The sequence below is a fragment of the Streptomyces azureus genome (assembly GCF_001270025.1).
In the GTDB taxonomy this organism is placed as follows: domain Bacteria; phylum Actinomycetota; class Actinomycetes; order Streptomycetales; family Streptomycetaceae; genus Streptomyces; species Streptomyces azureus.
The window spans coordinates 27730-40501 of sequence record NZ_DF968221.1; the positions used below are offsets into that span (position 1 = coordinate 27730).

The window sequence follows — 12772 nt, forward strand, 5'->3', positions numbered from 1 at the left end:
AGGCCCCATGAGTACGCATGGGGTCGACCACGTCGTGGTCGGCGGCGGTACCGCGGGCAACGTGGTCGCGGCCCGGCTGTCCGAGGACCCACGTCACGGTGTGCCGGAGGCCTGCCAGAGCGAGGTCGGCGACGACGTTCGGGCGCTGCGGGACCGGCGTGGCCGGTCCCGCAGTTCCCCGCGCCCCTAAGCCGTCGTAGACGGGGGGCGTTTGTACATCCTGGTGGCCGTGATCTCGCTGTGTACCGCCTCGCCCGCCTGAGGCTGCTGCGGCAGCCCCGGGCGGAGGTGTTCCTCGACGCTGATGTACTTGAGGCCCGCCCTCAGGTCGGCGTCGTTGCGCATGCGGATGACCAGGGGGAACTCGGCCAGCGCGGTGGTGTCGAACAGGCCCGTGGTGTAGAGGAGCTGGACGCCCAGGGCGTCCGACACCGCCCGCTGGAGTTCCAGCAGGTACGTGGCGTTGGCGCGGCCGATGGGGTTGTCGAGGAACAGCGTGCCGGCGTGCCGGTGCTTGTCGCGGCCCCGGTCGTTGCTCCGCAGCGCGGCCATCGTGCAGTACAGGGCGATCGCGGCGGTGAGGAGCTGGCCGCCGGAGAAGACGTCGCCCATCTGCCCGACGGGGACGCGCTCGGCGCGCAGCACCGCGTCGGGCTTGAGGATCTCGACGGCGACACCCTTGGGCTGGAGGGCCGCGGCGACGCCCCGCAGCAGCAGGGACATGCCGTCCCGCCGCAGGTCGGAATTCTTCTTGACGGCGGCCCGGGTCGCCTCGTCGATGACCTCGCCCAGCCGCTCGGTGAGCGTTGCCTGGTCGGGCTCCTCGAAGCGGATGCGGAGGAACTCCTGCCCCGACCACTCGCCGAGGCCCTCCGGGAGGCGGGAGAGCCGCTGGGCGGAGCGCAGGGTGGCCAGGGCCGACTCGACCAGGCCACGCAGCCGGTCCACGATCGAGTCGCGGTTGCGCTCCAGCTGCTCCAGCTCGTCCGTCAGGACCCGGAGCCGGGGCGCGAAGGCGTCGGCCCACTTCTGGGCGTGTTCGGGCAGCGCGGAGGCGGGCAGTTCGCGGATCTGCTGCCGTGCCGGGGTGCGGACCTGCTCGTAGCGCGTGGAGTTGGCGTGCCGTACGAGGATGTCGCTGGCCTCGCGGACGGCGGCCTCGGCGGCGGAGAGGTCGGCGGCGCAGCCGCGCAGGGACCGACGGGCCTCGGCGGCCGACTGCCGGGCCTCCTCCGGGCTGCCGGGGTACGGCTCGGTCTCCTCCTGCTCCTCCTCCGTGGTGTGCTCGCGCAGCAGGTCACGGAGCATGGCCGCGATCTCGTCGAAGCCGCTCGCCGCGTCCTCGGCGGCGCGGTGGGCGTCGAGGAGCTCGGCGTGCGCCTCGCGGGCCTGGTTCAGCGCCTCGGTGTGGGAGGCGAGTTCGGCTGTGGCGGTGCGCAGCAGGGTCTGCGCGTGCTCGGCGTCGCTTGGCTGGAGGTCCTCGGGGAGGTCGGTGTGGGCCTCGCCGTCCTCGGGGGCGTGCCGTTCGGCCTCGCCGCGCAGCCGCCCGAGCTGCTCGCTCGCGCTCGACATGCGGGTCTCCAGGAGCTGCACCAGCTCCTCGGCTCGGGCGGCGGCGGCCTGGCGGCTGGGCCCGTCGGAGCCGTCGGGGGATTCGAGGAGCTGCTCGGCGCGCGTACGGACCTTGTTGCTCAGCCGGTCCAGCTCCGCGCGGGCCGCGCTCTCGTCGCTCTCGGCACGGGCCTGCTCGGCCCGCAGGTCGGCACCCACGCCGACCTTCTCGTACAGCTGTGACGCCGCCCGGTAAGCCTCGCGGAGGGCGGGCAGGGAGGCCTTCGGGGTCTGGGCGTCGTCCTCGGGTACGTCGTCGGGGGCGCCCGCGATCTCGGAGCGCTCGGCGCGCAGCGCGCGGGCGGTGCGGCGGGCGTCGTCGGCGGCGCGCTGGGCGGCCCGCCGGTCCTCGTCGGCGGCCCGGGCCCGTTCCAGGCAGGCCTGGGCGCTCGCCTCGGCCTCGGCCGCCTCGTCGGCCAGTTCGCGCAGCTTGACCTGCCAGCCGGCCCGCTCGCGCAGCCGGAAGGCGAGCCCGGCGAGGGCGTCGGCGGAGCGGCGGGCCTTCTGGGCGGCCTCCTGCCGCTCGTCCCGGACGCGCGCGGCCTCGGCGGCGGCCTCGTCGGCCTCGGCCCGCACCGTGCGCGCCTCGGCCAGTTCGGCCTCCGCCTCTTCGGCGAACGCGCGGGTGTCGTGTGCCGCCTTGGCCAGTTCGGCCAGCCGGCCGGCCGGGCAGCCGGTGCGCCAGGAGGCGAGCCGGGCGGCGAGCTCCCGGTCCTTGCCGAGCCGTGCGGCGAGCGTGCGGATCTCCTCGTCCCGCTCGGTCGCCCGGGCGCGCAGCGCCTGCCGCTCCTCGTCGGCGGCGTGCTCGTCGTGCATGGCCGGGTTCGGCGGGACGAGGAACACGTCTCCGCTGTCGGTGGCCGGGGCGGGGGTCGGGGCGAGCAGGGCGGCGGCGGTGCCGACCGCCACGGCGGAACGAGGCAGCAGCGCCGCGTCGCCCAGCGCTTCCCGGGCGCGTGCGTGGGAGTCCGGGTCGGTGATGATCACGCCGTCGACCAGTTCGGGCCGGGCGGCCAGCACGCGCGCGTGGTCGGCCGGGTCGACGGCCTGTGCGAGGTAGCGCCAGCCGGGCAGCGCGGGGATGCCGTGCTCGCCGAGGAACTCGACCGTGGCCAGCACGTCCGGGCCGGGCGGCAGCAGCCCGCCGTCACCGAGCGCGCCGAGGATCCGGGAGTCGTCGGCGGCGGCCGTACGCAGTTCGAACAGCTGCCGTTCGGCGGAGGAGACGGCGTCGTCGAGCAGTTCGCGCAGGTCGTCGGCGAAGCGGTCGAGCTCCTCGGGGCTGAGCCCCTGCTCGCCCGGGACGGGCCGGGTGGCCGGCTCGCTGTCCGTGCCGTGGCGGGGCTGCGGGATGCCCGGGCGGGTCTCGGGGGTCAGGCTGAGCAGTTCCGCCAGCCGCTCCTCCCCCGCCAGCGCCTCGGCGGTGCGGCGCTCGGCCTCGTACGACCGCTCGGCCGCCGTCGCCGCGTCCGCCGCGCGGGCCGCGGTCAGTTCCGCGCGGGTCTCGGCGGCGGCGGCCTCGCGCGCGTGCTCGGTGGCCCGGTGGGACGCCTCGCGAGCCGAGTCCCAGGCCGCGACGGCGGTCTTCTCGGCGTCGCTGGCGGCGAGGGCCGCACGGGCCGGGTCGGCGTCGGGCGCGCTGTCGTCGAGCCAGCCGGCCCGGACCGCCTCGGCGGTCTCCTGCTCGACCTCGGCGAGGCGCTGCTTGAGGTGCCCGACCTCGCTGCGGGCCCGCTGCGCCTGCGTGGCGGCGGCGGTGGAGTCCCGGTAGGCCGTGTCGCTGACCTCCTGGAGGGCGGCGGAGCGCTCCTCCTCCTCGTTGGCGTGGTTCTCCGCCTTCTCCGCGGCCGCGTGCAGGGCCCGTACGAGGTCGACGGCGGCCTTGGAGCGGGCGGCGAGCGCGGGCGCGGCGTCGCGCTCCGCCTCCTGGATCGCGGCGGACACGCGGGCGACGCGGTCGGCGGCTGCGCGGTGGCGCAGTACGGCCTCGGCGGCCTGCCAAGCGGCGTACAGCGTGCGTGCGTCGGCGAGTTCACGCTTCTGCGCGGCGGCGGACTTCTCGGCCGCGGCGAGCGCCAGCGAGGCGTGCCGGTAGGCGAGTTCGGCGGAGATCAGGGCGCTGCGCTCGCGGGCCGCCTCGGCGTGCGTGACGGCGTACGCGGCGGCGGTGACCCGCTGGGCCAGGTCGGCGGCCCGCACCCGCTCCTGCACGCCGCGCGCGGACAGCCTGCGCGCCAGGGTCCGCGTCCGGCGCTCGGCCCCGGCGTGGACGTCACGCGCGCGGGAGCGGGCCTCGGCGGCCTCGACGATCCGCCCGAGCAGGTCGACGGATCCGGCGGTGAAGTCGCGTTCGGCGATCAGCTCGGCCCGCCGGCCCAGCTTGTTGCCGAAGCCGCTGACCAGGTCGGCGAGCCCATCGGTGTCACGCGTGTCGGTGACGGCGCGCAGCAGCAGGTCGGTGAAGTCGGCGTCCTTCTTGACCGCGAAGAGACCGGCGGCCTCGCCCTCGTCGGCGTTCATCTCCCGCTGGTAGCGGAAGAGTTCGGGGTCGAGTCCCAGGTCTCCGAGGTGCTCGATCCAGCGGTCGTGGATCTCCTCCCAGTGCACCTCCAAGTGCGGATACGTCTTGCCCGCCTCCATGAGAGCGTCACGGAAGCCCTTCATGGTGCGGCGTCGGCCACGCGCGCCCGACTGGCCCTCGACCGAGGCCCGGACGGCGGTGGACTCGGCGACGGGGAGGTTGTCGAGGCTCAGTCCGGGCCCGGGGCGGAAGGAGTACCAGGCCTCGGCGAACTTCCGCGGGTCGTTGGAGACCTGCCGCCCGCGCCACTCGCTGACCTTGCCCACGACGACGCACTCTCCGGTCAGCACGTGCTGCCACTCCAGCGCGACGTGTCCGCAGTCGTCGGCGAGCAGGAACTTGCGCAGCACACCGGAGCTGGCGCCGCCGAGCGTGTTCCGGTGGCCCGGCAGCATCACCGAGAAGATCAGCTTGAGCAGCACCGACTTGCCGCCGCCGTTCTCCAGGAAGAGCACGCCCGCGGGCGCGGGCCGGCGCGGCGGGCCGACGGGCTCCTCCTCGAAGAACTCCGCCTGCGTGGGCGCGGGGTCGGGCACAAGCTCGCCCACACCGCGCAGGTCAAGCACGGTGTCGGCGTAGCGCGCACCGGCGGGCCCGATGGAGTAGAGGCGGACCCGGGACAGCTCGTACATGGCGGACTCTCGTAAGTCTTCGTGAGATGGGGAGTTCAGGAGGAGTGGAACGGCAGCCCGGCGTCGGCGACCAGCTCCAGGTCGTCGCCCTCCTCGGGGGGCAGCAGCGTCGGCGTGCCGTCGGTGACCGGGACGACGCCCAGCTCCAGCAGTTCGGCCAGGGCGGCGCTGCCGGCCATGTCGCGGACTTGGAGCTGGTAGCGGGCCGTCGTGCGGTAGGTGCCGCCGTTGTCGTCGCCGGTGCGCTGGAGGAATCCGGAGTCGGTGAGGAACGCGACGGCCTTGGCGACGATGCCGGTGGTCGAACCGGCGAGCCGGCGCGCGTCCTTGGTGGCCCCGGTCGCGCTGCGCCGGACCCAGATCCGCCAGGCGGCCTCCAGGCCGGGCGCGTCGGTCGCCGGGTCGGTGTTCTCGCCCTGTCCGGCGGCGCGCTCTTCCAGCCGGCGGCAGGCCTGGCGGACGAAGGCGTCGACGCCGTTGACCGTGACGCGGCCGATGTAGCCGTCGTCGGCGAGGTCCTCGGGGCGCGGGAACGCCATAGCGGCGACGGCGAGATGGGCCAGCCCGTGCAGGAACCGGTCGCCACCGTCGGCGGACGTACGACGCGCGTAGTCGCCCATGCGGACGGCGAACACGGAGTCCTCGGCGGCGGTCACGGCCATGCCCGCGCGCGGGGACACCTCCAGCACGATCAGCCCCAGTCCGGTCGCCACCGCGTCGGCGAGCCGCGCGAACGGCGGGTCCTCGCGATAGCGCCGCAGCAGATCCGCGTACTCCTGGTCACGGGCGGGCTGAAGCTTGGGCTGCAACCCGAAGGAAACGAGCCGCGCCGCGTCGGCGGCGTCGGCGGGGGTGACGGCGGCGGTGGCCGCGGGGGCCGTCCCCTCCGGCTCACTCCACTCGACGTGCTCGCTCACGGCTTGAACTCCTCGGTCTCGAAAACAGGGTGAAGGCCATCGCCCTCAGGGGCGCGGGGCTGTGACATGTGCGGCTCCGCCGCGCGGGCGCGACCAGCCACAACGGAGCCGCACCCGCCCACCGGCGAACACATCACGCGGCCTCCGTCCGATCCGCCGCCATCCCCGCCGCGTCCAGCAGCGCGGTGCCGACGATCAGATCCGCCCCGCCGAACTCCGGATCATCGAGCTCGGTCCCGTCGTCCACGGCGAACAGCAACTTCTGCTCGCCCTGGCGATAGGCCGTACCGACCGGCGGACTCGCCGCATGCACCGCCAGCAGGGCCACCAGATACGGCAGCTCGGGATCCTGCCGACGGGCGTCGGCCAGCAACCCGGACAACCGGCGCGGCGCGTCCGCCGGCAGGTCGAGCAGCTCCTGCGCGGCCGCCATCTGCTCCTCGCTGAACCGGCTGTCGTCGGGCGTGGCGATGAGATCCGGCTCGGGCATCTCCGCGCCCAGATGCTCCCGCTCCACCGGCGGCGTCAGCAGTATGTCGACCAGGTCCCCGACCCGGACGGACACCGGCGTACGCAACCCGGTGCCGCGCCCGAAGAAGGCGTCCGTGACCCGCACGGCCTGCTCCAGCGGCAGCGGCAGGACGGGCGAGACGAGATGCCCGTACAGGTCGATCCCCGACGTCGTCATCGGCGTGGCGAAGGCCTGCCGGTCCTGCTCGGCGCGGAACAGCGGCCCGGCCTCCAGCAGCCGGGACTGCAACTGCGTGTGCCGCCGGATGCAGTCCTTGACGATGTCGACGAGCTCGGCGGCGCGGCGCTTGTGCTCGGGGTCCTCGGACTCGTCGCGGGCCTTGCGGATGTTGGTGAGGATCGCGTTCTCGTGGCGGTAGCGGTCGGCCACGTGCTCCAGGGCCTCGGCGATCATGTCGGGCACGGTGGTGAGCCAGTCCACCGCGCGTACATTGCGCCGGGTCGCGTCCAGGGCGCGGCGCAGGGTCTCCGAGTACTGCACGGTGCGGTAGCGGGCCTGTTCGGCCGCGAGCTGGGCGTCGGCGAGCCGGCCGCGGCTGATCAGCACCTCCAGCTTCACCTCGGCGGCGATCTGCGCGCTGGTGACGTCCGTGTCGAGGGCACCGACGAGGACGTTGACCGCCTCGTCCGTCGTCCGCAGGTAGACCGTGCCGCCCGGGCCCGGGACCTCTTCGATCAGCTTGAAGTCGTAGTCACGGCGCACATACGTGCCGTCCGCCCCGAACGTGCCGTACACCGCGCGGAAGCCGCGGTCGACGCTGCCGACGTTGATGAGATTCTCCAGGACCCAGCGGGCCACCCGCTCGTGCTCGGCGGCGGGGCGCTGCGGGGCCTGGGCGGCGATGCGCGGGACGAGGCGGGCGACGATCTGGTCGTGGTCCGCGCCCGTGTCGAAGTCCATGTTCAGGGTGACGAGGTCGATGGCCGCGAGGGCGACCTCCGCCATGCCGTACACCGAGTACTCGCCGGCGAGGTTGGCCTTGCGCGCGTCGAGGTCGTGCAGCGGCGCGGTGCAGGCGAGCGCGCGCAGGCGCCGCGCCAGGCCCTCGTCGGCGGCCGGCCCCAGGGCAGGGCGCGGCCCCGCGCTGAGCTGGGGCGGAACGCTGTCCGTCGATGCAGGCGAAGTCACGGTGCACAGACTAGGTCCTGGGTCTGACAACGACCCAAACGACGCGGACACGCCCCGGCGGCAGGGGGTTCTCCGACGCCGCTCGGTTCAGCCGTCCTCGCCGACCCGCCGCTGGTACACCTCGACAACCCGCTCCAGCGAGTCGTCGAGGTACCCGGCGAGCAGGTTCTCGGCCTTCCCGCGGTTCCCCACCTGAAGAGCCTCAAGAATGGCGACATTTCGTGCAATATACGGTTCGTGCAGCCGCTGCGGCTCGTCCACCACATGGAAGGCAAGGCGCAGTTCGGCGAAAACGCTCCGCATCAACTCGTCGGTCCGCTCGCTCGCGGCGAGGGCAACCAGTTCCCTGTGGAAGTGGATGTTGGCCGTGCCCACGCCCTTCCAGTCACCTTCCCGAGCCGCCCGCCGCCCTTCCTCCACGGCACCCGCGAGCCCGTCGAGGCCGTACGGCGGCTCGCCGAGACCACGCACGACGGCGCACTCGACGAGCCGCCGGGTGCGGTAGATGTCCTCCACGTCCTCGACGGTCAGGACTCGGACGAAGACTCCCCGGTTCAGCTCGTGGACGAGCAGGCGTTCATGCGTGAGCAGCCGGAACGCCTCGCGCAGGGTGTTGCGGGAGACACCGAGCGCCCCGCCGATGCTGTCCTCCGAGAGCCGGGTGCCGGGCGGGAAGTAGCCCTCGGCGATCCGGCTTCTGAGGATGTCCGAGACGCGTTCGGCGGTGCTGGTGCGCCCCAGGAGCGCCCGGTCGTCGGAGAGGTCCCTCAACTGCTCTGCCATGCCGGAATTCAATCGCAGATTACAAGGACGAAACAACATGGGTATTGAAGGATCGTTGAACAATCCTCTACGGTACTACGCACGGCGTCGCCCTCTCGCCGCGGCGCCGACCGCTTCCGCACGGCACGGCTCACTCCGAAGCACCCCCGTCCCTCCTTCTGCGAGGTGCCATGAGCACGACCCCTCCACCGCAGGCCCTGACCGACGACACTCGCCCAGCGACCGCTGAACGCACCCCGGACGACGGGGCGTTGGGCTGGCTGCGCGCTCTGGGCCCGCGCGGCCGCCGCGCGTTCGCCGGTGCCTTCGGCGGCTATGCCCTGGACTCGTACGACTACTTCACGCTGCCGCTGAGCATGGTCGCGCTGTCCGCGTACTTCGGCCTGAACAGCGGCCAGACCGGCCTCTTCACGACGGTCACCCTGGTGGTCTCCGCGATCGGCGGCGCCCTCGCGGGCGTGCTCGCCGACCGCGTCGGCCGGGTGAAGGCGCTGATGGTCACGGTGATCACCTACGCGGTGTTCACCGTCGCCTGCGGCTTCGCGCCCAACTACGAGACACTGCTGGTCTTCCGCGCCCTCCAGGGCCTCGGTTTCGGCGGCGAGTGGGCGGTCGGCGCGATCCTGGTCGCCGAGTACGCGAGCGCCAAGCACCGGGGCCGCACGCTCGGCGCGATCCAGAGCTCCTGGGCCGTGGGCTGGGGCATGGCCGTGATCGCCTACACCGTCATCTTCTCGGTGGCCGGCGACGATCTGGCCTGGCGCATCATGTTCTGGACCGGGGCGCTGCCCGCGCTGCTGGTGATCTGGCTGCGGCGCAGTGTGCACGACGCGCCCGAGGCGGCAGCGGCGCGTGAACAGAGCGCGGAGAAGGGCTCGTTCACGGCGATCTTCAAGCCCGGCCTGCTGCGGACGACCATCTTCGCGATGCTGCTCTCGACCGGCGTCCAGGGCGGCTACTACACGCTGGCCACCTGGGTGCCCACCTACCTCAAGTCCGAGCGCGACCTGTCGGTCGTCGGCACCGGAGGCTATCTGACGTTCCTGATATCGGGCGCCTTCATCGGCTACCTGACGGGCGGTTACCTCACCGACAAGCTGGGCCGGCGGCGCAACATCTGGCTCTTCGCCCTGCTGTCGGCGATCTGCATCCTGGCGTACGCGAACCTCCCGAGCGGCGCCAACACCCTGGTCCTGGTGCTGGGTTTCCCGCTCGGGTTCTGCATGTCGGCGATCTTCAGCGGCTTCGGCTCCTACCTGAGCGAGCTGTACCCGACGGCGGTGCGCGGCACGGGGCAGGGCTTCACGTACAACACCGGGCGCGCGGTGGGTGCCGTCTTCCCGACGACGGTCGGTTTCCTGGCCGACAGCTGGGGCGTGGGCGGCGCGCTGGTCTTCGGGGCGATCGGCTACGGCCTGGCGGCGCTGGCGCTGCTCGGACTGCCGGAGACGCGCGGGAAGGAGCTCACGTGAACCGCACGAGCACCGAGACCGAGGACCGTCCTGTCCTCCTCGTCGACGAGCACGCGCGCGCGTGGAGCCCGGAAACGGCCCGCGCCCGCTTCCGGGAGGGTCTGACGGGCCCCACGGCCGGGGTCGCGGCGGGCCACACCCAGGTCAACCTGATCTCGGTGCCCGCCGACTGGGCCTACGACATGCTGCTGTTCTGCCAGCGCAACCCCAAGCCGTGCCCGGTCCTCGACGTCACGGACGCGGGATCCTGGACCACCGTGCTCGCCGACGGCGCGGACCTGCGCACCGACCTGCCGCGCTACCGGGTGTGGCGGGACGGCGAACTGATGGACGAGCCGACGGACGCGCGCGCGTACTGGCGGGACGACCTGGTGTCGTTCCTGGTCGGGTGCAGTTTCACGTTCGAGTGGGCGCTGGGCGAGGCGGGCGTTCCGATCCGCCACATCGAGCAGGGCCGCAACGTCCCGATGTACGTGACCGGCCGGCAGTGCCGTCCGGCGGGGCGGCTGCACGGGCCGCTGGTGGTGTCCATGCGGCCGGTGCCGCCGGAGCACCTGGCGGCGGCGATCCGGGAGAGCAGTCTGCTGCCGGCGGTGCACGGCAGCCCCGTGCACTGCGGCGATCCCTCGGGGCTCGGCATCGACGACCTCGGCCGCCCCGACTTCGGCGACGCGGTGGCCGCCGAGCCGGACGACATCCCGGTGTTCTGGGCCTGCGGAGTGACCCCGCAGGCGGCGGTGATGGCCTCGCGCCCGCCGTTCGCCCTCACGCACGCCCCGGGGCAGATGTTCCTCACCGACGCCCGCGACGAGCAGTACCGCGTGGCCTGACAGGAGACCCGACTCGCTATGACCTCCATCGACTTGAACGCAGACCTCGGCGAGGGCTTCGGCCGCTGGCGGCTCACCGACGACGAACGGCTGCTGTCGGTCGTCACCAGCGCCAACGTGGCGTGCGGTTTCCACGCCGGGGACGCGGTCACCATGCGCCGGGTGTGCGAGCTGGCGGCCGAGCGCGGCGTCCGGATCGGCGCCCAGGTGTCCTACCGGGACCTGGCCGGGTTCGGGCGGCGCGCGATGGACGTGCCGTCCGCCGAGCTGGCGGCCGAGGTGGCCTACCAGATCGGCGCCCTGGAGGTCTTCGCACGGGCGGCGGGCGCCCGCGTGGCCTACGTGAAACCGCACGGCGCGCTCTACAACCGGGTCGTGCACGACGAGGAGCAGGCCGCCGCGGTCGTCGACGGCGTGCTCCTCGCGGACGCCTCCCTGCCGGTGCTGGGCCTGCCCGGCTCGCGTCTGCTGGAGCTGGCCGGTAAGGCCGGGCTGCCGGTCGTCACGGAGGCGTTCGCGGACCGGGCGTACACCGAGGCGGGCACGCTCGTGCCGCGCGCCCTGGAGGGCGCCGTGGTCACCGACCCCGACACCGTCGTGGAGCGGTCGCTGAGCCTGGCCCGCTCCGGCGAGGTCGTCTCGCACTCGGGGACCCGGATCGAGGTACGCGCGCGTTCCCTGTGCCTGCACGGCGACACGCCCGGCGCGGTGGAGCTGGCGCGCCGGGTGCGGGAGCGGCTGGAGGCGTCGGGCGTCCGGGTGGAGGCTTTCGCATGAAGGTGCTGCCGGTCGGCGACGACGCGCTGCTCGTCGAGGTCTCCTCGGGCGACGAGGCCCAGGCCCTCCACGCCGAGCTGCTGCGACGCCGCGCGGAGGGCTCACTGTCGGCCCGCGAGATCGTGCCCGCGGCCCGCACGGTCCTCCTCGACGGCCTCGACTCCCCCGCCCGGCTAGCCGCCGAACTGACCGCCGCGGAGCTGCCGCCCGCTCCCCCACGCGCGCGTGAGGCGGTCGAGATCCCCGTGCGCTACGACGGCCCGGACCTGGCCGACGTCGCCGCACACTGGGGCGTGTCCGAGCGGGAGGTCGCCCGCATTCACGCGGAGACGGAGTTCCGGGTCGCCTTCTGCGGCTTCGCCCCCGGCTTCGGCTACCTCACCGGCCTGCCGCCGCGCTACGACGTCCCGCGCCGGGCCACCCCGCGCACGGCCGTCCCGGCCGGTTCGGTGGCGCTGGCGGGCCCGTACACGGGCGTGTACCCGCGTTCGTCGCCGGGCGGCTGGCAGCTGATCGGCACGACGGACGCCCTCCTGTGGGACCACGCGCGCGTGCCGGCCGCGCTGCTGTCGCCGGGCACGCGTGTGCGGTTCGTCCCCGTCGGGCCGGTGGGGCTCTCGTGACCGACCGCGCGCTCGCCGTCGTCCGGGCCGGGGCCCTGACCACCGTGCAGGACCTCGGGCGCCCCGGGCACGCCCACCTCGGGGTGCCTCGCTCCGGGGCGCTGGACCGGCCCGCGGCGGACCTCGTCAACCGGCTGGCCGGCAATCCGCCCGCGGCGGCCGTGCTGGAGACGACCCTCAACGGCTGTGCCCTGCGCCCCCGTTCGACCGTCACCGTGGCCGTGGCGGGCGCACCCTGCCGGGTCACGGTGGACGGACGGCCCGCTGCCTGGGGCGCGCCGGTGCACGTGCCCGCCGGGGCGCTGCTGGACGTCGGACCTGCCGTGTCGGGCGTACGCAGCTATGTGGGCGTCTCCGGGGGCCTCGCCGTCGAGCCGGTGCTCGGCAGCCGCTCGACGGACCTGCTGTCGGGGCTCGGCCCGCCCCCTCTCACGGACGGCACGGTGCTGCCCCTGGGCCGGCCGTCGGGCACGCACGCGCGCGTGGACGTCGCCCCGCAGCCGGCGCCACCGGCCGAGCTGGTCCTGCGGGTGACACTCGGCCCGCGCGACGGCTGGTTCACGCCGGAGGCCGTACGCGCTTTCGTCTCACGTCCCTACCGGGTCTCCCCCGCGAGCAACCGCATCGGGCTGCGCACGGAGGGACCCGCCCTGGAGCGAGCCCGGCCCGGGGAACTCCCCAGCGAGGGCATGGTGCTGGGCGCGGTCCAGGTCCCGCCCGACGGCAGGCCGGTGGTGTTCCTCGCAGACCACCCGACCACCGGGGGCTACCCGGTGATCGCGGTGGTCCGCACCGCCGACCTTCCGGCAGCCGCCCAGGCGGTTCCGGGCACGCCGGTCCGCTTCGTGGCCGTACGGCGGCGCTGAAACGGTCGGACCACGTCGGT

General features: G+C 74.0%; 10 protein-coding genes. 6 read left to right on the top strand and 4 right to left on the bottom strand.

Annotated features, from left to right (window positions below):
* Nucleotides 1-7 precede the first annotated feature (7 nt).
* Nucleotides 8-190: a GMC family oxidoreductase N-terminal domain-containing protein gene (locus AOQ53_RS07400; RefSeq protein ID WP_059416059.1), complete on the top strand. Its 183-nt coding sequence runs from the start codon at nt 8-10 to the stop codon at nt 188-190.
* Here AOQ53_RS07400 and AOQ53_RS07405 read toward each other — a convergent pair.
* The 4 genes from AOQ53_RS07405 to AOQ53_RS07420 form a co-directional block, all read right to left on the bottom strand.
* Entirely contained in the window at nt 187-4824 is a 4638-nt protein-coding gene (locus AOQ53_RS07405) for a hypothetical protein (protein WP_059416061.1), read from the bottom strand. The genes AOQ53_RS07400 and AOQ53_RS07405 overlap by 4 nt on opposite strands.
* A 35-nt stretch (nt 4825-4859) precedes the next feature.
* On the bottom strand, nt 4860-5741 hold the full coding sequence (locus AOQ53_RS07410) for a hypothetical protein (RefSeq protein WP_059416063.1): 882 nt from the start codon (nt 5739-5741) through the stop codon (nt 4860-4862).
* 133 nt (nt 5742-5874) lie between these two features.
* A complete protein-coding gene (locus tag AOQ53_RS07415; protein WP_059416065.1) occupies nt 5875-7401 on the bottom strand; it encodes a hypothetical protein in 1527 nt (508 codons plus the stop codon).
* A gap of 87 nt (nt 7402-7488) precedes the next feature.
* Nucleotides 7489-8184 carry a GntR family transcriptional regulator gene (locus AOQ53_RS07420; RefSeq protein ID WP_059416066.1) on the bottom strand — a complete coding sequence of 232 codons (696 nt, stop codon included), beginning with the start codon at nt 8182-8184 and terminating at the stop codon, nt 7489-7491.
* A 170-nt stretch (nt 8185-8354) separates the two neighbouring features.
* Between AOQ53_RS07420 and AOQ53_RS07425 the strand changes: the two genes are divergently transcribed.
* Genes AOQ53_RS07425 through AOQ53_RS07445 form a run of 5 tightly spaced genes read left to right on the top strand, consistent with a single transcriptional unit; the run spans nt 8355 to nt 12752 of the window.
* Nucleotides 8355-9656, top strand: coding sequence for an MFS transporter (locus tag AOQ53_RS07425; RefSeq protein WP_059416070.1), 1302 nt, complete (start codon nt 8355-8357; stop codon nt 9654-9656).
* Nucleotides 9653-10486 carry a putative hydro-lyase gene (locus tag AOQ53_RS07430; protein ID WP_059416071.1) on the top strand — a complete coding sequence of 278 codons (834 nt, stop codon included), beginning with the start codon at nt 9653-9655 and terminating at the stop codon, nt 10484-10486. Before AOQ53_RS07425 ends, AOQ53_RS07430 begins: the two co-directional genes overlap by 4 nt.
* Before the next feature lie 18 nt (nt 10487-10504).
* Nucleotides 10505-11263: a LamB/YcsF family protein gene (locus AOQ53_RS07435; protein ID WP_059416073.1), complete on the top strand. Its 759-nt coding sequence runs from the start codon at nt 10505-10507 to the stop codon at nt 11261-11263.
* A complete protein-coding gene (pxpB, locus tag AOQ53_RS07440) occupies nt 11260-11886 on the top strand; it encodes a 5-oxoprolinase subunit PxpB (RefSeq protein WP_059416075.1) in 627 nt (208 codons plus the stop codon). The genes AOQ53_RS07435 and pxpB overlap by 4 nt, the downstream gene beginning before the upstream one ends.
* Entirely contained in the window at nt 11883-12752 is an 870-nt protein-coding gene (locus tag AOQ53_RS07445) for a 5-oxoprolinase subunit C family protein (protein ID WP_059416076.1), read from the top strand. Before pxpB ends, AOQ53_RS07445 begins: the two co-directional genes overlap by 4 nt.
* Nucleotides 12753-12772: the final 20 nt, after the last annotated feature.

Bases quoted from the DNA above. Each gene is read 5' to 3' on its own strand.
- AOQ53_RS07400 (WP_059416059.1), top strand. From the start codon at position 8: ATGAGTACGCATGGGGTCGACCACGTCGTGGTCGGCGGCGGTACCGCG.
- AOQ53_RS07405 (WP_059416061.1), bottom strand. From the start codon at position 4,824: ATGTACGAGCTGTCCCGGGTCCGCCTCTACTCCATCGGGCCCGCCGGT.
- AOQ53_RS07420 (WP_059416066.1), bottom strand. From the start codon at position 8,184: ATGGCAGAGCAGTTGAGGGACCTCTCCGACGACCGGGCGCTCCTGGGG.
- AOQ53_RS07425 (WP_059416070.1), top strand. From the start codon at position 8,355: ATGAGCACGACCCCTCCACCGCAGGCCCTGACCGACGACACTCGCCCA.
- AOQ53_RS07435 (WP_059416073.1), top strand. From the start codon at position 10,505: ATGACCTCCATCGACTTGAACGCAGACCTCGGCGAGGGCTTCGGCCGC.
- pxpB (WP_059416075.1), top strand. From the start codon at position 11,260: ATGAAGGTGCTGCCGGTCGGCGACGACGCGCTGCTCGTCGAGGTCTCC.